We start from the raw sequence: 21,991 nt of genomic DNA, 5'->3' as shown, positions 1-21,991 counted from the left end.
AGATACCCTCATCTTATCATTGAAAAATTGTAAGATGAGGGTATTATTTAGTTATGTGAAAATTGAACTTGTAGAGATAAGAGAGGGACTTTATGAAAAAGTATGCGTTAGTAACTGGAGGGAGCGGAGGAATTGGCTCTGCTATTTCGAAACAATTAATTCAAGATGGATATACAGTTTATGTTCATTACAATAACAGTGAAGAAAAGGTATTGGAATTGCAGAAGGCATGGGGAGAAGTTATCCCTGTTCAAGCGAATTTAGCTTCTAGTGATGGAGCAGAGCAATTGTGGGGACAAATTGAACATCCTATTGATGTTATTGTATACGCAGCTGGGAAGAGTATTTTTGGACTAGTAACAGATGTAACAAACGATGAATTGGATTATATGGTAGAACTTCAAGTGAAGAACGTATATAAATTACTTTCTATGGCACTTCCGCCTATGATCGGGAGAAGAAGTGGTAATATTGTAATTGTTTCATCTATATGGGGACAAATAGGGGCTTCTTGTGAAGTGCTTTATTCAATGGTAAAAGGGGCACAAAATTCATATGTGAAAGCTTTAGCGAAAGAAGTTTCTTTAAGTGGATTACGTGTGAATGCAGTAGCACCAGGAGCAATTGAAACGGAAATGTTAAGTGTTTTTTCTGAAGAAGATAAAATGGGAATTGCTGAAGATATACCATTAGGTAGAATAGGATTACCAGAAGAAGTAGCGAAAACAGTTTCATTCCTCGTATCACCAGGAGCGTCTTACATAACTGGACAAATTATCGGAGTGAATGGCGGTTGGCACTGCTAAAAAATTCTTACATAAAAAATGAATAGTTGCACAAATTAAGGATGATTTTATTACTCAATAGTGAGGTGCTTAATTATGTCAGTATTAGATAATTTTGATCAGTGGAAGAGCTTTTTAGGAGAACGTTTAGAGCAAGCGCAAGACAAAGGTTTAGATGGCGGTGCGGTATCAGATATGGCGTTTCGTGTTGGCGACTATCTTGCTAATGAGGTAGAAGGACGCAATGACCAAGAGAAATTATTAGCTGAGCTTTGGAAAGTTGCTGATGAACAGGAGCAACATACAATTGCAAATTTAATGGTTAAGTTCGTACAACATAAGTAAAAGTAGAGAGGAGATTCTCCTCTCTACTTTTTTTGTATAATAATTACACAGGGTAGATTATACATTTAGCTTCCCTATTAAGGTGAAATCATATAATATAGTACGTAGGTGTAAAGTAAGCAAGGGGAGTGATCTTGGATGATTGAATGGTATTTTGAATATGAAATACATAAAAACCGACCTGGCTTGCTTGGTGACGTTTCTTCGTTAATCGGTATGCTCGGCATTAATATTGTCACAATTAATGGTGTAGATAATGCACGACGTGGGTTACTTCTTATGTGTGATAATCAAGAGCAAATCTCTAGACTTGAATCAATTTTAAATACGATGGATAACATAACGGTAACGAAATATCGTCCGCCCAAGCTAAGAGATAAGCTAGCGGTTAGACATGGTAGGTACATACAACGAGATGCAGATGATAAGAAAACATTTCGATTTGTGCGTGATGAATTAGGCTTACTTGTAGACTTTATGGCAGAAATTATGAAAAAAGAAGGCCATAAACTAATTGGGATACGCGGAATGCCTCGTGTCGGAAAAACAGAATCCATTGTTGCTGCAAGTGTTTGTGCAAATAAAAGGTGGTTATTTGTATCATCTACTCTTATTAAGCAAACTGTTCGTAGTCAATTAATTGAAGATGAGTATAGCGATGACAATATTTTCATCCTAGATGGAATTGTGTCAACGAAGCGTGCTAACGAAAGACATTGGCAGCTCGTTCGTGAAATTATGAGATTGCCTGCAACGAAAGTTGTGGAACATCCTGATGTATTTGTGAGTCAGTCAGAATACACATTGGATGATTTTGATTATATTATCGAGTTGCGTAACGATTATGATGAAGAAATTCAATATAATTTAGTAGATGAAATTGAGCAAGGTACGCAAAATAATTTCTCTATGTTTGACTTTTAAAGAAATATTGAGGTGTTAGTAGTGACGGAATTGGGACAAAAGCTGAAAGAAGCAAGAGAAGCGAAAGGCTTGTCTATTGATCAGCTACATGAGATTACAAAAATTCAAAAACGCCATTTAGTGGCAATTGAAGAAGGCAATTATGATGTATTGCCAGGAGCTTTTTATGCGCGTGCATTCATTAAACAATACGCAGATGCGGTTGGATTAAATGGAGAGGAACTGCTCGTAGAACATCAGAGTACGATACCACAATCTGAAAAGCGTGAAGTTCCACAAGTATCAACGGGACAAAAAACACAAGAAACAATGCAAAAATCTTCATCATGGCCAATTGCAGATCACATGCCGAAAATCTTAGTTGCGCTGTTAGTAATCGCAGTTGGAGTGGTAATCTGGTTTGTGTTTCAAGCGTTAACTGGAAAAGATGATGAAAAAGTTCCGAGTGCTCAAAGTGAGAAAATTGAAGTTCAAAAAGCGAAAGATTCTCCGTTAGATACGAAGAAAGATGAAGTGAAAGCGGAAGAGCCAAAAAAAGAGGAACCAAAGAAAGAAGAACCAAAGAAAGAGGAGCAACCAGCACAACCAACTGGACAGCAAGAAGTGAAAGTAGTTGGAACAACTGGAAAGGTATCTACTTTGGAAATTCATAATAATAAAACATTAGAACTGGAATTATCGGGTAAAGGTGCGAGTTATGTAGATGTTAAAGATGATGCTGGGAATGTGATTCTAAACGCTACAGTACAAGAGGGCCAAATAGAAAAACGTGATGTATCAACATTAAAAGAAGTGCGACTTAATATTGGAAATGCAACGAATGTTGAAGTTAAACTGAATGGCCAAGTGGTCGCTTATCCATTGGATCCAGAAAAAGAACTTCACCAAAGATTGGTGATAAAAAACCAAGGGATAGAGCAACCTGCACAATAACAGTCATCGCTTCGATGACTTTTTTTCGATGAACAAATGTTTTTGATATGATGGAGGAATAGCTGTGAATTTACCAAATAAAATTACAATATCTAGAATCTTCTTAATTCCAATTTTTATGGTAATTATGTTAGCACCCTTTGATTGGGGTTCATACAAAATTGGTGATGTTGATTTACCGATTCAACATTTAGTGGGGGCACTTATCTTTATCATTGCTTCAGCTACAGATTGGATTGATGGACATTACGCAAGAAAATATAATCTTGTAACGAATTTAGGGAAGTTTCTTGACCCGTTAGCTGATAAATTACTTGTTTCGGCAGCACTTATTACATTGGTAGAGATGCAATATGTACCGGCTTGGATTGTTATTGTAATTATCAGTCGTGAGTTTGCGGTAACTGGTTTACGTCTTGTACTTGCTGGAACAGGGGAAGTAGTTGCAGCAAACCAGCTAGGAAAAATTAAGACATGGACACAAATTATTGCGATTGCAGCATATTTATTACACGATGTACCTTTAAATTTAATCCATATTCCAGTTGCGGATATCTTCATATGGATTGCATTAATCTTTACTGTTATTTCAGGATGGGATTATTTCTGGAAAAATAGAGCTGCTTTTGTAAACTCAAAATAGAAGTTTATGGGGGAATTGGGATGAATGCTGAGATTATTGCGGTTGGAACTGAATTATTACTTGGACAAATTGCAAATACAAATGCCCAGTTTTTATCTGAAAAGTTAGCTTCAATCGGAATTAACGTGTACTATCATACTGTTGTTGGTGATAATAATAAGCGATTGCAAAAGGCGATTGAAGCTGCGGAAGAACGTGCTGATATACTTATTTTTACAGGCGGATTAGGACCGACAAAAGATGATTTAACGAAAGAAACGATAGCTGCTAGTTTAGATGAAGAGCTTGTGTATGATGAAAAGGCATTAGCCTTAATAAGTAATTACTTTAAGCGTACAGGCCGTGAATTTACGGAGAATAATAAAAAGCAAGCGCTCGTTTTAAATGGAGCAACAGTATTTGCAAATGACCACGGTATGGCGCCGGGTATGGGGGTAAATAAGAACGGAAAAGTTTATATTTTATTACCAGGGCCGCCAAAAGAAATGAAACCAATGTATGTAAGTTACGTAGAGCCTTTTTTACGTAATTTTACAACAGGAGAAAACATTTATTCTCGTGTGCTTCGTTTCTTCGGCATTGGGGAGTCCCAATTAGAGGTGAAAGTTCAAGATTTAATTGATGGACAAACAAACCCAACAATTGCCCCGTTAGCAAATGATGGAGAAGTGACATTACGTTTAACCGCTAAGCATCAAAATGTTAGCGAAGCGGAGAAACTAATTCAACATGTGGAAGATTTGATTTTAGAAAGAGTAGGAGAATTTTTCTACGGATATGACCAAGAATTTTTGCATTATAAGGCAATCGAGTTATTGAAGAGAAAAGGGTTAACTTTAGCGTGTGCAGAAAGTTTAACAGGTGGTCTTTTTGGAAATCAAGTAACTGAAAACGCTGGTGTTTCTTCTGTGTTTAAAGGCGGTGTCATTTGTTATCATAATGATGTGAAGCAATATGTTTTACGTGTGCCTGAAGAAGTGTTGCATACTGATGGTGCAGTTAGTAAAGAATGTGCTCGTTATCTTGCTGAAAATGTTAAGGATGTACTAAAAGCGGATATTGGAATTAGTTTCACTGGGGTAGCAGGGCCAGATGCTTCAGAACAGAAAGAACCAGGAACAGTATTTGTTGGGCTTTCGATTAAGGATGAACCAACTGTAGTCTTTTCTCTTAATTTAAGCGGAAGTCGTCAACAAATTAGAGAACGAACAGCAAAATATGGATTTTATCATTTATATAAAAAGCTAGAAGAGATATAAGTTTCTTCTAGTTTTTTTACGGTTAAATTTAGATATTATTTGATAGAAAATAAAAAAATCGAATAAATGTTCGATTTTTGTTGGCAAATTGAATTGAAAATAGGTATAATAAGATTAGCAATTCAGTTAAGGAGGAATTTTGAATGAGTGATCGTCAAGCAGCGTTAGATATGGCGTTAAAACAAATAGAGAAGCAATTCGGTAAAGGTTCAATTATGAAATTAGGAGAACAAGCGGAGCGTAGAGTTTCTACGGTTTCTAGTGGTTCTTTAGCACTTGATGTGGCACTAGGGGTAGGCGGATATCCACGTGGCCGTATTATCGAAATTTACGGACCTGAAAGTTCAGGTAAAACGACAGTTTCATTACATGCAATTGCAGAAGTACAACGTCAAGGTGGACAAGCAGCATTCATCGATGCGGAGCACGCAATGGATCCTGTATATGCACAAAAATTAGGCGTTAACATAGATGAATTACTATTATCACAGCCTGATACAGGGGAGCAAGGATTAGAAATCGCGGAAGCACTTGTACGAAGTGGTGCGGTTGACATTATCGTAATTGACTCTGTAGCAGCTCTTGTACCGAAAGCAGAGATTGAAGGCGACATGGGTGACTCACACGTAGGTTTACAAGCACGTTTAATGTCACAAGCACTTCGTAAGCTTTCAGGAGCAATCAACAAATCAAAAACAATTGCAATCTTTATTAACCAAATTCGTGAAAAAGTTGGGGTTATGTTCGGAAACCCAGAAACAACTCCAGGTGGTCGTGCGTTGAAATTCTATTCAACTGTTCGTCTTGAAGTGCGTCGTGCGGAGCAATTAAAGCAAGGTAACGACATCGTTGGTAATAAAACAAAAGTAAAAGTAGTGAAAAATAAAGTAGCACCACCATTCCGTGTTGCTGAAGTTGATATTATGTACGGAGAAGGTATTTCAAGAGAAGGTGAAATCTTGGATATGGCTTCTGAGCTTGATATCGTTCAAAAGAGCGGTGCTTGGTATTCTTATAATGAAGAACGCCTAGGACAAGGTCGTGAAAATTCGAAGCAGTTCTTAAAAGAAAATACAGATTTAAGAGAAGAAATTGCTTTCTTTATTCGTGAGCATCACGGAATTAGTGAAGATTCTGGTGCTGAGGGCGCAGAAGATTCAACTCTTCTTGATTAAAAAAATAAAAGACACGGCCTCGTGTCTTTTATTTTTTTATCTACTATTAAGGAGCATAATACTATAGATAAAAAATATTTTTTTACTTCAAATGCGTTGTGTAAAGAGGGATATATAAATATTTTAAGTAAAAGAAATGGGAATTACTAAGGTTTTCCAGTATAGTAGGCTCCTTACTTTTAAAATTTAGGTCACATTCAAGGCTGAAGGCAAAGAAAGTAAAAGTAGACAACGCTTGACAATGAAAATTACGATAGATACAATGAGAATGTATATTTTTTCTTATATACAATATACTCTTCTCAAGAAGAGAAGTAATATTCGGAGTAAGGTTTAAATCTTACCGAAATAATAATATGACATTTTAATTGTGAAATGAAGAAAGTCCCTTAAAAAAGCGGGACGACGGTCTTTGCTGTATGTTGTAATTCAATGTACATGCCGACAGTCTTTTTTCATTCATAGCAAGGGGAGGTGAAATCATGACGAGTACAGTTTGGATACTCATCTCCATTTTGCTTGCAACAGTCGGTGCAGTTGTTGGCTTTTTTGTTCGAAAGTCTATTGCTGAAGCGAAGATTAATGGTGCGGCTAATGAAGCGAGACGTATTTTAGACGAAGCGAATCGTGATGCTGAAGCACTTAAGAAAGAAGCGCTTTTAGAAGCAAAGGATGAAATTCATACACTTCGTACAGAAGCTGAATTAGAAATTCGTGACCGTAGAAGCGAATTACAAAAACAAGAAAATCGTTTAATGCAAAAAGAAGAGAACCTTGATCGTAAAGACGAAACGCTCGATAAACGCGAGCAACAGTTAGAGAAGAAAGAGGAATCTCTTGTAGCGAGACAACAACAGATTGAAGAGTTGGAAAGCAAAGTGGGAGAGTTAGTTCAAAAGCAACAAACAGAATTAGAGCGCATTTCCAATCTGACACGCGAACAAGCGAAAGCAATTATTCTTGGTAAAGTAGAAAGTGAAGTTTCTCATGAAATCGCTGTTATGGTAAAAGAAAGTGAAGTTCGCGCGAAAGAAGAAGCGGATAAGAAAGCAAAAGAGATTTTATCTCTTGCAATGCAAAGATGTGCAGCTGATCATGTTGCTGAAACAACCGTTTCGGTTGTAAATCTTCCAAATGACGAAATGAAGGGACGTATTATCGGGCGTGAAGGTCGTAATATTCGTACGTTAGAAACGTTAACGGGTATTGACTTAATTATCGATGATACACCAGAGGCAGTAATCCTTTCTGGATTCGACCCAATTCGTCGTGAAACAGCTCGTATCGCTCTTGATAAACTAGTACAGGACGGACGTATTCACCCAGCGCGTATTGAAGAGATGGTCGAAAAATCAAGACGTGAAGTGGACGAGTATATTCGCGAAGTCGGAGAGCAAACAACGTTTGAAGTGGGTGTTCATGGATTACATCCAGATTTAATTAAAATTTTAGGTCGTTTAAAATACCGTACAAGTTATGGTCAAAACGTCTTAAAACACTCTATGGAAGTTGCATATTTAACTGGACTTATGGCGGCAGAGCTTGGCGAGGATGAAAAACTAGCAAGACGTGCAGGTCTATTACATGATATCGGAAAAGCGATTGACCATGAAGTAGAAGGAAGCCACGTTGAAATTGGTGTTGAACTTGCAACGAAATATAAAGAGCATCCTGTAGTTATAAACAGTATCGCATCTCACCATGGTGACACAGAACCAACTTCTATCATTGCAGTTTTAGTTGCAGCAGCAGATGCTTTATCAGCTGCAAGACCGGGAGCTCGTAGTGAAACACTTGAAAACTATATTCGTCGTCTTGAAAAGTTAGAAGAGATTTCAGAGTCTTATGAAGGCGTTGAAAAGTCATTTGCAATTCAAGCAGGACGTGAAGTTCGTATTTTGGTAAAACCAGATACAATCGATGACTTAGAAGCTCATCGTTTAGCTCGTGATATCCGAAAACGTATTGAAAATGAACTGGATTACCCAGGACATATTAAAGTAACTGTTATTCGTGAAACACGTGCAGTGGAATACGCAAAATAAAGTGGTGAAACACCACTTTATTTTTTTGTGTTGGAATTGGATAAAATAAAGACAGTTAGTTATATAGTATAAAAGTGAAACAAACTTATAATAAACATATTATAAGGAATTTACTTGATGCTATAGCAATAAAAAATGCAGTACATAGAAAGGGTAAGACATATGAGAATATTATTTGTTGGGGATGTAGTAGGATCTCCTGGTAGAGGTATGATTCAACAATACGTACCGGCATTAAAGAAAAAATATACACCTACAGTAACAATCATTAATGGAGAAAACGCAGCAGGTGGCCGTGGGATTACAGAAAAAATATATCGAAATTTTTTAGAATGTGGGGCGCAAGCAGTTACACTTGGAAACCACGCTTGGGATAATCGTGAAGTATTTGAATTCATCGATGATGCAAAATATCTTGCAAGACCAGCTAACTTCCCAGAAGGAACTCCAGGAAAAGGACTTATCTTTGTGAACTGTAATGGAACAGAAGTTGCAGTTATTAACTTACAAGGACGTACTTTCCTTCCTCCGATTGATTGTCCATTCCGTAAAGTGGATGAATTAATTAATATTGCGAAAAAACGTACGAATATTATCTTTGTTGACTTCCATGCGGAAACTACAAGTGAAAAACAAGCGCTAGGTTGGTATGTAGATGGACGTGCTACAGCAGTAGTAGGTACGCATACGCATGTCCCTACAGCAGATAACCGTATTTTACCAAGCGGAACGGCATACATTACAGATGTTGGAATGACAGGGCCGTATGATGGAATATTAGGTATGGATAGAGAAGCAGTATTGAAGAAGTTTTTAACAAACTTACCAGTACGATTTGAAGTAACAAATGGTAGAACGCAATTAAGTGCAGTGTTAATTGATGTGGATCCAAATACAGGAAAAGCAAAGAAAATTGAACGTATTTTAATTAATGACGATCAACCATTTTTTGAGTAAATTCCCGTTAAATTTTAGATAAGTTATTATATTTTAATTTTTTAGAAAAATTACGAAAATTTAGCAGGAATACGCGCCATTCCTCGTGAATATAAGTTAAAGTGAAATAATTGCTAATACTTTTTAAAGAAACGAGGAGGAAACGCGGAATGGAAATATTAAAAGTTAAAGCAACGTCGGTCCCTAATTCTGTAGCTGGTGCACTTGCAGGTGTTATTCGCGAACGCGGAACAGCAGAAATTCAAGCTATTGGTGCAGGTGCATTGAACCAAGCGGTAAAGGCAGTAGCAATCGCAAGAGGATTTGTAGCGCCTAGTGGTTTGGACCTGATTTGTATCCCAGCGTTTACAGATATTATGATTGATGGCGAAGAGCGTACAGCAATAAAATTAATTGTAGAACCTCGTTAAGTTTTAAACAACCTGTTTGCAGTATGCAAACAGGTTGTTTTTATAATGGAGGAATGAAAATGAAAATTTTTGATGCTCATTGTGACGTGCTTCTTCAGTTATGGAGTGCACAAGGGAAAAGGAATTTTAACGATGATTCACAATTACATATTACATTTGAACAGTTAAAGAGAAGAAAAGGAAGTATACAATGTTTTGCTATATATGTACCAGAAACAGTGGCATATGAAAACCGATTTGAAGCAGCATTACAAATGGTAGATATTTTTTATAATGAAATTTTATCCCTACCAGGTGTAAAGTTTATTCAGACAAAAGATGATATTAACATGTTAAAACAGGACGAGGTTGGAGCGATATTAACACTAGAAGGATGCGAAGCAATTGGAAAAGAAGCAATGAAATTACGGTTGTTGTATCGCCTAGGAGTACGTTCTTTTGGACTAACATGGAATTATGCCAATCTCTTAGCTGATGGTGCGCTAGAGACACGTGGGGCGGGTTTAACGAATTTTGGTAAACAGGTTGTACAAGAACTGAATGCGCTACATGTATGGACTGATGTGTCTCATCTGAATGAAAGAAGTTTTTGGGATGTTATAGAGATTGCAAAAAATCCTATTGCTTCCCACTCAAATTGTATGAAACTTTGCGAGCACCCACGTAATTTAAACGATGAACAACTTAAAGCTCTTATAAAGAAAAATGGCATGATCGGTGTCACTTTTGTACCGCAGTTTCTAACGAATGAAAATGAAGCAAATATAACAGATATAGTAAGACATATCGAATATATTTGTTCATTAGGTGGAGAGTACAATATAGGATTTGGTTCAGATTTTGATGGGATTTTAGAAACAGTTGTAAATGTATCAGTTTATCGAGATTATGAAAATGTAATGAATGAGCTTTGTAAACACTATGCTGCATCTACTGTAGAACGATTTTTATATGATAATTTTGTAGAACATATGAGTTTTTAAGTTTTGGTTTAAAATTCGGAAAAATTAAAATTAATTCATTTGATTTTATTGCTTTTTTTAAGACCTAATACTAGAATGAAAAACAAAATAGCTTTATACTAAAGATTCAGGGAAATCAGAAGAGGCATAATTTGCGTCCGTTGTAGTTTATTTGCATAAAAAATGCTAAACTATTACTGTAAAAAAATACACTACAATGAATGCAGCCAAAAGGGGTGTAGGAGATGATTAGTCAACTTTCATGGAAAGTTGGAGGCCAACAAGGTGAAGGAATTGAAAGTACAGGAGAAATCTTCTGTATTGCATTAAACCGATTAGGATATTACCTATACGGTTACCGCCACTTCTCATCACGTATAAAAGGCGGCCATACAAATAATAAAATTCGTGTAAGTACAACAGAAGTACGCGCGATCTCAGATGATTTAGATATTTTAATTGCTTTTGACCAAGAAACAATTGATTTTAACTTCCACGAACTACGTCCAGGTGGAATTGTAGTTGCAGATGCGAAATTTAATCCAACAATACCCGACAATACAGATGTAAATCTATATGTGATACCGTTTACAGATATTGCTTCAGAATTAGGCACATCATTAATGAAAAACATGGTTGCTGTTGGAGCGTCAAGTGCAGTATTAGGATTAGATGAAACAGCTTATTTAGATGTTGTTGAAGAAATCTTTGGTCGTAAAGGAGAGCAAGTCGTTCAAAAGAATATGGACGCAATTAAACGTGGCTCTCAATATATGAAAGAATTACTAGGTGAGAAAGTAAACATGATGCAGCTTGAAAAAGCTGATGGTAAAAAACGCATGTTTATGATTGGGAACGATGCAATCGCATTTGGTGCGGTAGCTGGTGGTGCTCGTTTTATGTCAGCATACCCAATCACACCTGCATCAGAAATTATGGAATACTTAATTAAAAAATTACCGAAAGTCGGCGGAACAGTAATCCAAACTGAGGATGAAATCGCAGCTTGTACAATGGCAATCGGTGCAAACTATGCTGGTGTTCGTACATTAACGGCATCTGCTGGTCCAGGTCTTTCATTAATGATGGAAGCAATCGGTTTAGCAGGTATTACAGAAACTCCATTAGTAATTGTTGATACACAACGTGGCGGCCCAAGTACAGGATTACCAACTAAGCAAGAACAGTCTGACTTAATGGCGATGATTTACGGTACGCATGGTGAAATTCCAAAAATCGTAATGGCGCCAAGTACAGTTGAAGAAGCTTTCTATGACATTGTAGAAGCATTTAACTTATCTGAAGAATATCAAGTTCCTGTTATTTTCTTAACAGATTTACAGCTTTCTTTAGGAAAACAAACAGTAGAACCACTTAAATTAGATAAAGTGGAAATTCGTCGTGGTAAGCTTGATTTAGAAGTAGAATTACCAGAACGTGAAAATAAAGCATACTTCAAGCGTTATGAAGTAACAGAAGACGGCGTTTCACCACGTGTTTTACCTGGTATGAAAAATGGTGTTCACCATGTTACAGGTGTAGAACATGATGAAACTGGAAAACCATCGGAATCAGCAATAAACCGTAAAGATCAAATGGACAAACGTTTCCGTAAAATGGAGAACTTGAAGTTTAATACCCCTGTTTATAAAAATGTTAAGCATGAAGAAGCAGACGTATTGCTTGTTGGATTTAACTCAACTCGTGGTGCGATCGAAGAGGCAATGACGCGTTTAGAACAAGAGGGTATGAAAGTAAACCATGCTCATGTGCGTTTAATTCACCCGTTCCCAACAGCTGAAATCGATCCACTTGTGAAAAAGGCGAAGCGTGTTGTAGTAGTAGAAAATAATGCAACAGGTCAGCTTGCTAACATTATGAAAATGAATCTTGGTAATGGTGAGAAAATTTCTAGTCTTTTAAAATATGATGGAAACCCATTCTTGCCGAAAGAGATTTACAACGAATGCAAAAAAGGGGTTGTATTAAATGGCAACATTTAAGGACTTTCGTAACAGTGTAAAGCCAAACTGGTGCCCAGGTTGCGGAGACTTCTCAGTGCAAGCTGCAATTCAACGTGCGGCAGCTAACGTTGGCCTAAATCCAGATGAACTTGCTGTTATTTCTGGTATCGGCTGTTCAGGCCGTATTTCAGGTTATATTAATTCATATGGTGTGCATAGTATTCATGGTCGTGCCCTTCCAATTGCGCAAGGTGTGAAAATGGCAAATCGTGATTTAACAGTTATCGCTTCAGGTGGTGACGGTGATGGATTTGCGATTGGTATGGGTCATACAATCCATTCTATTCGTCGTAATATCGACATTACGTACATCGTAATGGATAACCAAATTTACGGATTAACAAAAGGGCAAACTTCACCACGTAGTGAAGCTGGATTTAAAACGAAAAGCACACCACAAGGTTCAATTGAACCATCACTAAATGTAATGGAAATGGCCTTAACAGCTGGTGCGACATTTGTGGCGCAAAGCTTTTCGAGTGATTTAAAAGAATTAACACAAATTATTGAAGCTGGTATTAACCATAAAGGATTTTCATTAATTAACGTATTTAGCCCATGTGTTACTTACAATAAAGTAAATACTTACGATTGGTTTAAAGAGAATTTAACGAAACTAAGCACAGTAGAGGGATATGATCCATCTAATCGCATGATGGCTATGCAAACTTTAATGGAAAATAACGGTTTAGTAACAGGGTTAATTTATCAAAATACTAAGCAACCATCATATCAAGAACTTGTTAAAGGCTATAGTGAAGAGCCTTTAGTGAAATCTGATTTAAATATGGATCAGAAAATGTTTGATGAGCTTGTTGCTGAATTTATGTAATGTAAGAAGAGGAGGTTGCCGATTTGGTAACCTTTTTTTATGTACAAAAATATAGGGTAGTCTTATTTACTTAGAAAATTCAGAATGATAAAATAATATATAAATCGTTGTATGAAAATGGCAAGTTCATTGCTTATGAAATGTAAGATAATAAAGGGCCTCTTTATTGTTAAAATTGGCGAAATACATCATACTATGGTAATGTTTATAGGGATAAAGCAATATGCTTTTTGGTAGGACAACAAGAAATGATAAAAAGGGAATGTCTATTTGCGTGGGGAAGACTTCATTCTTATGAATGATTAGATTGATTACTCAAGTTTCAAAGGACAAGTTATCTCTCAAGCTATCTAACCATTTTTGAGGTGAGTCTAGGCGCATTAAAATGGACTATAGAGTATGTATAGTTAAGGGTGAAAGGAGATTACCAATGAACGAGCAACAACGATTAGCAAGTCAACAAGCAAATTCCTCTACGAAAAAAGAAGAGAAAGATTATAGTAAATACTTTGAAAGTGTATATCAACCACCTTCCTTAAAGGATGCGAAAAAGCGCGGGAAAGAAGAAGTTAAAATTGAACGGGATTTTGGCTTACCTGAAGAGTTTCGCAATTTTGGTACAGGAAGAAAGTTCTATATTCGTACATATGGTTGTCAAATGAATGAGCATGATACGGAAGTAATGGCAGGCATTTTCACCGCACTTGGATATGAACCAACTTTTTCAACTGAGGATGCAGATGTAGTTTTATTAAACACTTGTGCAATTCGTGAAAATGCTGAAAATAAGGTGTTTGGTGAGCTAGGCCATTTAAAGTCACTCAAACGAAGAAATCCAGACCTTTTAATTGGTGTATGTGGTTGTATGTCTCAAGAGGAATCTGTTGTAAATAAAATTATGCAAAAAAATCAGCATGTAGATATGGTATTTGGAACGCATAATATTCATAGATTACCGTACATTCTAAAAGATGCGATGTTCTCGAAAGAGACGGTAGTTGAAGTATGGTCAAAAGAAGGTGACGTAATTGAAAACCTTCCGAAAGTACGTCGTGGTGATATTAAAGCTTGGGTAAATATTATGTATGGCTGTGATAAATTCTGTACGTATTGTATTGTACCGTATACACGCGGAAAAGAGCGAAGTAGACGTCCAGAAGATATTATCCAAGAGATTCGTCATTTAGCTGCAAATGGTTATAAAGAAATTACTTTACTTGGTCAAAACGTAAATGCATATGGTAAAGACTTTGAAGATATAGAATACGGTCTTGGCGATTTAATGGACGAACTTCGTAAAGTTGATATTGCCCGTATTCGTTTTACAACGAGCCATCCACGTGATTTCGATGATCACTTAATTGAAGTGCTTGGCAAAGGTGGCAACCTAGTAGAACATATCCATTTACCAGTTCAATCTGGAAGTACGGATATGCTGAAAATTATGGCACGTAAATATTCGCGTGAGCATTATTTAGAACTTGTAAGAAAAATTAAAGAAGCAATTCCAGATGCAGTATTAACAACAGATATTATCGTTGGTTTTCCAAATGAAACAGATGAGCAATTTGAAGAAACGATGTCGTTATATCGTGAAGTAGGGTTTGATACTGCCTTTACATTCATTTACTCTCCTCGCGAAGGTACACCAGCAGCAAAAATGAAAGATAATGTACCGATGGAAGTAAAGAAAGAACGTCTTCAACGCTTAAATACACTAGTAAATACGTTGGCAATTGAAAAGAATAGTCGTTACAAAGGTCAAATTGTAGAAGTGTTAGTTGATGGGGAAAGTAAAAATAATCCGGAAGTACTTGCAGGTTATACTCGTACGAATAAACTTGTAAACTTCGTCGCTTCAAAATCTTTAATTGGTCAGCTTGTGAAAGTAAAAATAACGGAAGCAAAAACTTGGTCTCTTAACGGGGAATTAGTTGAAGAGCCGATTGAGGTGAAATAATAGATGAAAGTATATTCGAAAGATGACATTGTTGAACAAGCGAAAGAATTAGCAAAAATGATTTCTGAAACAGAAGAAGTTGATTTTTTTAAGAAAGCAGAGGCGCAAATTCATAAAAATGAAAATGTAAAGCGCGCAATCGATGAAATTAAAGCACTGCAAAAACAAGCAGTAAACTTGCAACATTACGGGAAATGGGAAGCTTTAAAAAAGGTAGAAGCTGAAATTGATGCATTGCAAGATAAGTTAGACAGTATTCCAGTCGTACAACAATTTAAATCTTCACAAACATACGTAAATGACTTATTACAGTTAGTTGCTAGTACAATTTCTAACAACGTAACAGATGAAATATTAATTTCAACTGGTGGCGATGTACTAAAGGGTGAAACTGGCGCAGCAGTAGAAAGTAAAAAAGGAAATTGTGGTTGTTAAAGAGATGTCATATTGACATCTCTTTTTTTGTGGATTAAACGTAAGGTCTTCTCAAAAAAAAGAATGACACATTCCGCTATTGTCACGCATATGATTAAGTGAATAGTGATTGAGGAGGGTTACGAATGTCCGAATTTAGAGAGATTATTACAAAAGCAGTGGTTGGAAAAGGACGTAAGTATACAAAGTCAACGCATACATGTGAATCGAATAATGAGCCAACAAGTATTTTAGGGTGCTGGGTAATTAACCACTCGTACGAAGCAAGAAAGAATGGAAAACATGTGGAAATTGAAGGTTTCTATGATGTGAACACTTGGTATTCATTTGATGGAAATACAAAGACTGAAGTTGTAACAGAACGTGTGAACTACACGGACGAAGTAAGTATTGGTTATCGTGATAAAAACTTTTCTGGTGACGATTTAGAAATTATTGCTCGTGTTATTCAGCCGCCAAATTGTTTAGAAGCACTTGTATCACCAAATGGTAATAAAATTGTTGTAACTGTAGAACGTGAATTTGTAACAGAAGTAGTTGGAGAAACGAAAATTTGTGTAAGTGTAAATCCTGAAGGTTGCGTAGAATCAGATGATGATTTCCAAATTGCTGATGATGAATTTGAAGAATTAGATCCAAACTTTATCGTTGATGCAGAAGAAGAGTAATAGAAAGCTAGGGAGAAGTTCTTCCTAGCTTTTTACTTTACATAAGTGGCGCTGAATGAACATGATTCTTTATGAAATATGTTATAATGAAGAAAGACTCCTGAAATAGGAGATAAGAGTGTCCGTGAAATGCGACATATATGAAAATAGATTATCATGTAAGAATTATGGAGGAAAAGTATGACTCAATATACGCCTATGATACAGCAATATTTAAAGGTTAAGGCAGATTATCAAGATGCCTTTTTATTTTTTCGCTTAGGCGATTTTTATGAAATGTTCTTTGAGGATGCTGTTAAAGCAGCCCATGAACTTGAAATTACATTAACGAGCCGAGATGGTGGTAGTAGTGAACGTATACCAATGTGCGGTGTACCATATCATGCGGCTAAAAACTATATTGAACAACTTGTTGAAAAAGGATATAAAGTAGCTGTTTGTGAGCAAGTAGAAGATCCGAAAACAGCTAAAGGTGTAGTACGTCGTGAAGTAGTACAATTAATTACGCCAGGAACGATGATGGAAGGGCGTACAATTGATGAGAAAGAAAACAACTTCTTAGCCGCATTAACACATTTTGAAGATGGATCATATGCATTAGCTTGTAACGACTTAACGACTGGACAAAATACAGTAACGTTACTGACTGGTTCAGTAGAAGATATTTTATTAGAAGTGTATGCAACTGGTTCGAAAGAAATTGTTGTTGATTCTTCATTTTCTAAAGATGAACTAAACAAGTTAACTGAAACATTGAAAATGACGATTTCGTATGAAGATGCAACGGCAATTCCGGAAGGATTAGAACATCTTGTGAAAAATGTTTCACAAGCAAAATTAATTAAAGCAGTTGGACGTTTATTTAACTATGTAATAAGAACGCAAAAACGTTCTTTAGATCATTTGCAACCAGTAGAAATTTATTATACGAATCAATTTATGAAAATTGATGTACATTCAAAGCGAAACTTAGAACTGACAGAAACACTTCGGACGAAAGAAAAAACAGGATCACTATTATGGTTATTGGACAAGACGAAAACAGCTATGGGTGGTCGTATGTTAAAACAGTGGATGGAACGTCCACTTATACAGAAAGAAAGAATTGAAGAGCGTTTAGAAATGGTTGAAACGTTTGTAAATGATTACTTCTTACGTGAAGATTTAAAAGAAAAGTTAAAAGAAGTATATGATTTAGAACGCTTAGCAGGAAAAGTTGCATTTGGTAACGTAAATGCAAGAGACTTATTACAATTAAGACGTTCATTACTTCAAGTGCCAGCTATTTTAGAAGCAATTAGTTTGTTAGATAACGCTTATGCATCGAGATTAATTCAAGGTGCAGATCCATGTGAAAGCTTAACAGAATTACTAGGAAGAAGTATTCAAGAAAACCCACCGCTTTCAATTAAAGATGGAGATATTATTAAAGATGGTTATAATGACAAGCTTGATCAATATCGTTACGTGAGTAAAAACGGGAAAACGTGGATTGCTGAGCTTGAAAAAAGAGAACGTGATATTACTGGAATTAAATCGTTAAAAATCGGATACAACCGTATTTTCGGTTACTACATTGAAGTAACGAAAGCGAATCTTGCAGCACTTCCAGAAGGTCGCTATGAACGTAAACAGACGCTTGCTAATGCTGAACGTTTCATTACAGATGAACTGAAAGAAAAAGAAACGTTAATTTTAGAAGCAGAAGAAAAAATTGTACAACTAGAATACGATTTATTTACAGCGCTTCGTGAAGAAGTAAAAGTATTTATTCCGAAATTACAACATTTAGCAAAAGTAATTAGTGAATTAGACGTACTGCAAAGTTTTGCGACAGTTAGTGAAGAAGAACAGTTTGTAAAACCTGTACTAACAACGAAGCGTGAAATCTTTATTAAAGATGGTCGTCATCCTGTCGTTGAAAAAGTATTGAACGGGAAATTGTATGTACCGAATGATTGTATTATGCCAGAGAAGATGGATGTCTTTTTAATTACAGGACCGAACATGTCTGGTAAAAGTACGTATATGAGACAATTAGCACTTGTAACTGTTATGTCGCAAATCGGTTGTTTCGTACCAGCAACAGAAGCAGTATTACCTGTATTTGATCAAATCTTTACGAGAATTGGTGCAGCGGATGATTTAATATCAGGTCAAAGTACATTTATGGTCGAAATGTTAGAAGCGAAAAATGCAATTGCAAACGCATCAGAAAGAAGTTTAATTTTATTCGATGAAATTGGACGAGGTACATCTACCTATGATGGTATGGCACTTGCACAAGCAATCATTGAACATATTCATGACCAAATTGGTGCAAAAACGTTATTCTCTACGCATTATCATGAATTGACTGTGTTAGAAGAGAGTTTAGATCAACTGAAAAATGTACACGTTTCAGCAATTGAAGAGAATGGAAAAGTAGTATTCCTTCATAAAATTCAAGACGGGGCAGCTGATAAAAGTTACGGAATTCACGTTGCGCAACTTGCAGAGCTTCCAGATAGCTTAATCGCCCGCGCGAAAGAAGTGTTAGCACAGCTAGAAGGACAGGAAGAAATTATTATTCCAAAACGAGTAGAAGTGAAAGTACAAGAAGCTGCTCCAGAACCTGTAGTTGTAAAAGAGGAAATAGCAGAAATACAGGAAACGAAAGTAGAGACTGAAGAAGAATCGCAACTATCTTTCTTTGGAGGAGAACAGTCTTCGAAGAAACAAGACAAACCTCTGCTAGATCAAAAAGAAACAGCAGTATTGGCGCAAATTAAAAAAATCGATTTACTTGATATGACACCTTTAGAAGCGATGAACGAATTGTATCGCTTACAGAAAAAGTTAAAGAAAGGATGAGTAAGTAGATGGGGAAAATTCGCAAACTCGATGACCAACTCTCTAACTTAATTGCGGCAGGGGAAGTAGTAGAGCGCCCTGCTTCAGTCGTAAAAGAACTTGTGGAAAATTCTATCGATGCGAATAGTACATCTATTGAAATCCACTTAGAAGAAGCTGGGTTATCGAAAATTCGTATCATTGATAACGGTGATGGTATTGCAGAAGAAGACTGTATCGTCGCTTTTGAACGCCATGCGACGAGTAAAATTAAAGATGAAAACGATCTGTTTCGCATAAGAACACTCGGTTTCCGCGGTGAGGCATTGCCGAGTATTGCCTCTGTTAGTGAATTAGAATTAATTACTAGCACAGGTGATGCGCCTGGTACACACCTCATAATTAAAGGTGGAGACATTATAAAACAAGAGAAAACTGCGAGCCGAAAAGGAACAGATATTACAGTACAAAACTTATTCTTTAATACACCAGCGCGTCTTAAATATATGAAAACCATTCATACGGAGCTCGGGAATATTACAGATATCGTGTATCGTATTGCAATGTCACATCCAGAAGTATCGTTAAAACTGTTTCATAATGAAAAGAAATTGCTTCATACATCAGGTAACGGTGATGTAAGACAAGTACTTGCATCGATTTACAGTATTCAAGTTGCGAAGAAGCTTGTTCCAATTGAAGCTGAATCTTTAGACTTTACAATTAAAGGCTATGTAACATTACCAGAAGTAACGAGAGCATCTCGTAATTATATGTCAACGATCGTAAATGGTCGTTACGTTCGAAACTTTGTACTAATGAAAGCAATTCAGCAAGGCTACCATACATTACTGCCAGTTGGCCGGTATCCAATTGGCTTCTTATCGATTGAAATGGATCCAATGCTAGTTGACGTTAACGTACATCCAGCGAAGTTAGAGGTTCGTTTTAGTAAAGAACAAGAATTGCTAAAGCTGATCGAAGAAACATTGCAAGCTGCATTTAAAAAAATACAGCTCATTCCAGATGCAGGCGTAACAACGAAGAAAAAAGAAAAAGACGAAAGTGTGCAAGAACAGTTCCAGTTTGAGCATGCGAAGCCGAAAGAACCATCTATGCCGGACATTGTTTTACCAACTGGCATGGATGCAAAACAAGAAGAACCGCAGGCTGTGAAACAGCCACCACAACTGTGGCAACCGCCGAAACAAGAATGGCAACCACCACAGTCGCTCATAAGAGAAGAACAAAGTTGGCAACCATCCACTAAACCGATAATCGAAGAACCAATTCAAGAAGAGAAATCGTGGGATAGTAATGAAGAGGATTTTGAACTAGAGGAATTAGAAGAAGAAGTTCGGGAAATAAAAGAGATTGAAATGAACGGGAATGACTTACCACCGCTTTATCCAATTGGACAAATGCATGGAACATATATTTTCGCTCAAAATGATAAAGGCTTATATATGATTGACCAGCATGCCGCGCAGGAACGTATTAATTATGAATACTTCCGTGATAAAGTAGGAAGGGTAGCGCAAGAAGTACAAGAGTTACTTGTACCGTACCGTATTGATCTATCTCTTACTGAATTTTTACGTGTCGAAGAACAGTTAGAAGAACTAAAAAAAGTTGGGCTATTTTTAGAACAATTCGGCCATCAATCCTTTATCGTCCGCTCGCATCCAACATGGTTCCCGAAAGGACAAGAAACAGAAATTATCGATGAAATGATGGAGCAAGTTGTCAAACTAAAAAAAGTGGATATTAAAAAGTTACGTGAAGAAGCAGCCATCATGATGAGCTGTAAAGCATCCATTAAAGCGAATCAATATTTAACGAACGATCAAATATTTGCCTTACTGGAAGAATTACGTACAACAACAAACCCATACACATGCCCACACGGAAGACCGATTCTTGTGCATCATTCTACTTATGAGTTGGAGAAGATGTTTAAGAGGGTTATGTAGAGTGAATAAATTATATTTCAAAAGGGAGCAACATTTACTGTTGCTCCCTTTTCATATGTAGATTTAATAGTTAAACGAGAATATGGTGGAGTAATTTTACCGTTTATTTCTTGGTTGTGTTAGCTTAAATTTATCTATGTATAAAAAAGCGCTGTATACAGCACTTTTTAAAATGTGCATGAATTGTATCATTACTAACTAAATAACTATGCATGGTTGAATGTTGCTTCTTATTTAGCTAATTGTTATAAAGATCTATACAATTACTTATTTTTATTATTATTAATTTTTTCAGTGTATAGAACTTGCTCTTTATAGTGCTTCTTAATTGGGAAGTTATGTGTACCTGTGCCGTTCTTGAATTTTTTATCAATGGGGTTCTTTAGAGGAACTGTTGTAGTTTCAGTAAATTCATATGGGTAATTTATTTTAGATTTATCTTCAAACATGAAAATGCCTCCTTTTAGGATCTCCTAAATTCTTTACTATAACATGATATGCATATAGATATTTTTTGGACTAGTTATTTATATAGGTTAATGGAATTTAATTACATAACTACTGAAACATTTTAAAGGAAAACAATTTGAGAAAGAAATGGTATGAATAGCTGTTGGCTCCTATTGTTGTTTTTTTTGTTTGACAGCACAGTTAATTATGTATATAAATTCAATATAGATTGTTTTTATAATATGGTTTATATGGGATTTTCTTGATAATATAATGTGGAATATTATAGTGTTATTAGGTTATTAGGAACATTTAATGCTGTTTCATAACTGAAAGGTAATTGAAAAAAAACTGAAACTTTTCTCATAAAAATTCAATC

The 21,991-nt window shown here is 36.2% G+C and carries 19 protein-coding genes; 18 read left to right on the top strand and 1 reads right to left on the bottom strand.

Translation table 11 applies throughout. The annotated features are described in order from the left end of the window. Nucleotides 1-92 precede the first annotated feature (92 nt). The 18 genes from ymfI (at nucleotide 93) to mutL (ending at nucleotide 21,162) form a co-directional block, all read left to right on the top strand. Entirely contained in the window at nucleotides 93-806 is a 714-nt protein-coding gene (gene ymfI, locus C3Y97_RS19130; protein ID WP_000759604.1) for an elongation factor P 5-aminopentanone reductase, read from the top strand. Nucleotides 807-881: 75 nt separating this feature from the next. Continuing rightward, entirely contained in the window at nucleotides 882-1,130 is a 249-nt protein-coding gene (locus C3Y97_RS19125; RefSeq protein ID WP_000114450.1) for a DUF3243 domain-containing protein, read from the top strand. A gap of 138 nt (nucleotides 1,131-1,268) precedes the next feature. Next, on the top strand, nucleotides 1,269-2,054 hold the full coding sequence (locus C3Y97_RS19120) for a DUF3388 domain-containing protein (RefSeq protein ID WP_000574107.1): 786 nt from the start codon (nucleotides 1,269-1,271) through the stop codon (nucleotides 2,052-2,054). A gap of 21 nt (nucleotides 2,055-2,075) precedes the next feature. Then, nucleotides 2,076-2,987, top strand: a complete 912-nt coding sequence (locus tag C3Y97_RS19115; protein ID WP_000137461.1) for a helix-turn-helix domain-containing protein — start codon at nucleotides 2,076-2,078, stop codon at nucleotides 2,985-2,987. 64 nt (nucleotides 2,988-3,051) lie between these two features. Next, complete coding sequence (gene pgsA / locus C3Y97_RS19110) at nucleotides 3,052-3,630, top strand: CDP-diacylglycerol--glycerol-3-phosphate 3-phosphatidyltransferase (RefSeq protein WP_001052967.1); 579 nt, start codon at nucleotides 3,052-3,054, stop codon at nucleotides 3,628-3,630. Nucleotides 3,631-3,650: 20 nt separating this feature from the next. Beyond that, nucleotides 3,651-4,889 (top strand): competence/damage-inducible protein A, encoded by a 1,239-nt coding sequence (locus C3Y97_RS19105; protein ID WP_000990691.1) that lies wholly within the window; start codon nucleotides 3,651-3,653, stop codon nucleotides 4,887-4,889. A 143-nt stretch (nucleotides 4,890-5,032) separates the two neighbouring features. Beyond that, a complete protein-coding gene (recA, locus tag C3Y97_RS19100) occupies nucleotides 5,033-6,064 on the top strand; it encodes a recombinase RecA (RefSeq protein WP_001283860.1) in 1,032 nt (343 codons plus the stop codon). Between the two features lie 482 nt (nucleotides 6,065-6,546). Then, nucleotides 6,547-8,109, top strand: coding sequence for a ribonuclease Y (gene rny, locus C3Y97_RS19095; RefSeq protein WP_000204911.1), 1,563 nt, complete (start codon nucleotides 6,547-6,549; stop codon nucleotides 8,107-8,109). A 162-nt stretch (nucleotides 8,110-8,271) separates the two neighbouring features. Further along, the gene (locus C3Y97_RS19090; RefSeq protein ID WP_001221095.1) at nucleotides 8,272-9,066 is read left to right on the top strand and encodes a TIGR00282 family metallophosphoesterase; all 795 of its coding nucleotides are present in this window, start codon (nucleotides 8,272-8,274) and stop codon (nucleotides 9,064-9,066) included. Between the two features lie 149 nt (nucleotides 9,067-9,215). Beyond that, nucleotides 9,216-9,476 (top strand): stage V sporulation protein SpoVS, encoded by a 261-nt coding sequence (spoVS, locus tag C3Y97_RS19085; RefSeq protein WP_000404341.1) that lies wholly within the window; start codon nucleotides 9,216-9,218, stop codon nucleotides 9,474-9,476. 59 nt (nucleotides 9,477-9,535) lie between these two features. Then, complete coding sequence (locus C3Y97_RS19080) at nucleotides 9,536-10,459, top strand: dipeptidase (RefSeq protein WP_000688045.1); 924 nt, start codon at nucleotides 9,536-9,538, stop codon at nucleotides 10,457-10,459. A 224-nt stretch (nucleotides 10,460-10,683) separates the two neighbouring features. After that, the gene (locus C3Y97_RS19075; protein ID WP_000625418.1) at nucleotides 10,684-12,441 is read left to right on the top strand and encodes a 2-oxoacid:acceptor oxidoreductase subunit alpha; all 1,758 of its coding nucleotides are present in this window, start codon (nucleotides 10,684-10,686) and stop codon (nucleotides 12,439-12,441) included. After that, entirely contained in the window at nucleotides 12,428-13,294 is an 867-nt protein-coding gene (locus C3Y97_RS19070; protein WP_000190155.1) for a 2-oxoacid:ferredoxin oxidoreductase subunit beta, read from the top strand. The genes C3Y97_RS19075 and C3Y97_RS19070 overlap by 14 nt, the downstream gene beginning before the upstream one ends. 430 nt (nucleotides 13,295-13,724) lie before the next feature. Next, the gene (miaB, locus tag C3Y97_RS19065) at nucleotides 13,725-15,254 is read left to right on the top strand and encodes a tRNA (N6-isopentenyl adenosine(37)-C2)-methylthiotransferase MiaB (RefSeq protein WP_001005386.1); all 1,530 of its coding nucleotides are present in this window, start codon (nucleotides 13,725-13,727) and stop codon (nucleotides 15,252-15,254) included. Nucleotides 15,255-15,257: 3 nt separating this feature from the next. Beyond that, nucleotides 15,258-15,689, top strand: a complete 432-nt coding sequence (locus C3Y97_RS19060) for a YlbF/YmcA family competence regulator (protein WP_000870461.1) — start codon at nucleotides 15,258-15,260, stop codon at nucleotides 15,687-15,689. Between the two features lie 125 nt (nucleotides 15,690-15,814). Then, nucleotides 15,815-16,357: an outer spore coat protein CotE gene (cotE, locus tag C3Y97_RS19055; protein ID WP_001288799.1), complete on the top strand. Its 543-nt coding sequence runs from the start codon at nucleotides 15,815-15,817 to the stop codon at nucleotides 16,355-16,357. A gap of 180 nt (nucleotides 16,358-16,537) precedes the next feature. Next, complete coding sequence (gene mutS / locus C3Y97_RS19050; protein ID WP_000196021.1) at nucleotides 16,538-19,210, top strand: DNA mismatch repair protein MutS; 2,673 nt, start codon at nucleotides 16,538-16,540, stop codon at nucleotides 19,208-19,210. Between the two features lie 8 nt (nucleotides 19,211-19,218). Beyond that, nucleotides 19,219-21,162, top strand: a complete 1,944-nt coding sequence (gene mutL, locus C3Y97_RS19045; RefSeq protein WP_000516465.1) for a DNA mismatch repair endonuclease MutL — start codon at nucleotides 19,219-19,221, stop codon at nucleotides 21,160-21,162. A gap of 263 nt (nucleotides 21,163-21,425) precedes the next feature. Here mutL and C3Y97_RS19040 read toward each other — a convergent pair whose 3' ends face one another. Further along, a complete protein-coding gene (locus C3Y97_RS19040; protein ID WP_000461138.1) occupies nucleotides 21,426-21,611 on the bottom strand; it encodes a hypothetical protein in 186 nt (61 codons plus the stop codon). Nucleotides 21,612-21,991 lie beyond the last annotated feature (380 nt).

The organism is Bacillus sp. DU-106, from assembly GCF_004799705.1.
Taxonomy (GTDB): domain Bacteria; phylum Bacillota; class Bacilli; order Bacillales; family Bacillaceae_G; genus Bacillus_A; species Bacillus_A cereus.
Note: the sequence above shows the minus strand (reverse complement) of the source record. Positions and strands in the feature narration are given on the sequence as shown.

Bases quoted from the DNA above. Each gene is read 5' to 3' on its own strand.
- C3Y97_RS19090 (WP_001221095.1), top strand. From the start codon at position 8,272: ATGAGAATATTATTTGTTGGGGATGTAGTAGGATCTCCTGGTAGAGGT.
- C3Y97_RS19120 (WP_000574107.1), top strand. From the start codon at position 1,269: ATGATTGAATGGTATTTTGAATATGAAATACATAAAAACCGACCTGGC.
- C3Y97_RS19060 (WP_000870461.1), top strand. From the start codon at position 15,258: ATGAAAGTATATTCGAAAGATGACATTGTTGAACAAGCGAAAGAATTA.
- C3Y97_RS19075 (WP_000625418.1), top strand. From the start codon at position 10,684: ATGATTAGTCAACTTTCATGGAAAGTTGGAGGCCAACAAGGTGAAGGA.
- rny (WP_000204911.1), top strand. From the start codon at position 6,547: ATGACGAGTACAGTTTGGATACTCATCTCCATTTTGCTTGCAACAGTC.
- recA (WP_001283860.1), top strand. From the start codon at position 5,033: ATGAGTGATCGTCAAGCAGCGTTAGATATGGCGTTAAAACAAATAGAG.
- C3Y97_RS19080 (WP_000688045.1), top strand. From the start codon at position 9,536: ATGAAAATTTTTGATGCTCATTGTGACGTGCTTCTTCAGTTATGGAGT.
- spoVS (WP_000404341.1), top strand. From the start codon at position 9,216: ATGGAAATATTAAAAGTTAAAGCAACGTCGGTCCCTAATTCTGTAGCT.
- C3Y97_RS19125 (WP_000114450.1), top strand. From the start codon at position 882: ATGTCAGTATTAGATAATTTTGATCAGTGGAAGAGCTTTTTAGGAGAA.
- miaB (WP_001005386.1), top strand. From the start codon at position 13,725: ATGAACGAGCAACAACGATTAGCAAGTCAACAAGCAAATTCCTCTACG.
- cotE (WP_001288799.1), top strand. From the start codon at position 15,815: ATGTCCGAATTTAGAGAGATTATTACAAAAGCAGTGGTTGGAAAAGGA.
- C3Y97_RS19105 (WP_000990691.1), top strand. From the start codon at position 3,651: ATGAATGCTGAGATTATTGCGGTTGGAACTGAATTATTACTTGGACAA.
- ymfI (WP_000759604.1), top strand. From the start codon at position 93: ATGAAAAAGTATGCGTTAGTAACTGGAGGGAGCGGAGGAATTGGCTCT.
- mutL (WP_000516465.1), top strand. From the start codon at position 19,219: ATGGGGAAAATTCGCAAACTCGATGACCAACTCTCTAACTTAATTGCG.
- mutS (WP_000196021.1), top strand. From the start codon at position 16,538: ATGACTCAATATACGCCTATGATACAGCAATATTTAAAGGTTAAGGCA.
- C3Y97_RS19070 (WP_000190155.1), top strand. From the start codon at position 12,428: ATGGCAACATTTAAGGACTTTCGTAACAGTGTAAAGCCAAACTGGTGC.
- C3Y97_RS19040 (WP_000461138.1), bottom strand. From the start codon at position 21,611: ATGTTTGAAGATAAATCTAAAATAAATTACCCATATGAATTTACTGAA.